Genomic DNA, 1,178 nt, shown 5'->3' on the forward strand with positions numbered 1-1,178 from the left:
CTATTAAATTGTTGATATATCAATGTTTCTAACGTATTTTTTGATGAATTTATAAACTTAGTTACGTTTTTGATTACGTTTTTCCCAATTTTCTGTATATGGTGCAAACAAGCACAAGAAAATAGGTAAGTTATTCATCGTTCAAATATATACAGGCTATTTTTTCAAACCTCTTACTTATGCAACTAACGCATGCGTTAGTTGCATAGTAAGCACTAAAGAAGACCACTTTTTAGGTGGCCTTTTTATTTGTTCAAAAATCAACATTAATCCTTAACAAAGCCATTTGTTAAGGAAGAAACCAAAGAAATAAAAGAAAGTACAACTGATTCTGAGAGTGGCTACTATGTGAAAGATGAACGAACAAAACAGTTTGCCTATTCATTCCACGCGACCGCAGACCGCAACGGTTTTGTATTAGGAACGATTGTAACACCTGGAAATACACATGATAGTCAATCTTAGAGCCACTTGTTGAACAAGTGATTGAGAAAGTTGGAAAACCGGAAGCCGTTGCCGCAGATGCAAAAGAAAAGCATGGTATGCGTTGGACTACTTTAAGGGGACTTAAAAAATTGTCGATGCAGGCGATGCTTACTTTCGCTGCCATTAATTTAAAGAAGATGGCCAATTGGACATGGAAGGTCCAAAAATGGCCTAACATAGTGGGCTCGTAGAGCCCCAATCTCTTAACTTTAGGCGGAAATTCAAAAGTGATTTCAAAAGGGGTTCGTAATTTTTTAATTCCGAACCCTTTTGTCTACAAACTGAATCATCCTTTCAAGGGTGCTTTTTATTATTGAAGGAAATCAGCACCTTTTATCGAATTGTTAGTAAAGGAGATGGTAAAATGAATCTCAGAGTTCAATATAGACTTTTTATTCTTTTTAACGAAAGACTCATCCCAGAGGAATATGACCGGTACGAGATACTAAACGTTAGAGAAGATATTAATCCTGACGATATGAAGGATTTCCAAGAACTTAGTGAAAGGTTGGGGAAGGCGATTCATCGACCTTTGAATGAATTTAAAATGAAAAGCTTCAAAGTAATGTAAGAGCATCCTTATGGGTGCTTTTTATTTTGGGATAAATATTCAATATAACATGTCGTTTTTCTTTATAAATCAAATTTTTGGGGGATAATCTTTTAGGGACAATTCTTCCTGTATTAAGTTC

1 protein-coding gene and 1 pseudogene are annotated in these 1,178 nt (G+C 35.1%); both read left to right on the forward strand.

Annotated features, from left to right (window positions below):
- Positions 1-285: 285 nt before the first annotated feature.
- Positions 286-677 (forward strand): annotated as a pseudogene (locus ACFWE9_RS27010) (transposase); the annotation flags it as partial.
- A gap of 173 nt (positions 678-850) precedes the next feature.
- On the forward strand, positions 851-1,057 hold the full coding sequence (locus ACFWE9_RS27015; protein WP_230155513.1) for a hypothetical protein: 207 nt from the start codon (positions 851-853) through the stop codon (positions 1,055-1,057).
- The last annotated feature ends 121 nt before the right edge of the window (positions 1,058-1,178 follow it).

The sequence above is a fragment of the Peribacillus sp. NPDC060253 genome (assembly GCF_042727425.1).
GTDB lineage: Bacteria > Bacillota > Bacilli > Bacillales > DSM-1321 > Peribacillus.

Excerpts from the sequence above, each read along its gene's own strand:
- ACFWE9_RS27015 (WP_230155513.1), top strand. The coding sequence starts at position 851 with ATGAATCTCAGAGTTCAATATAGACTTTTTATTCTTTTTAACGAAAGA.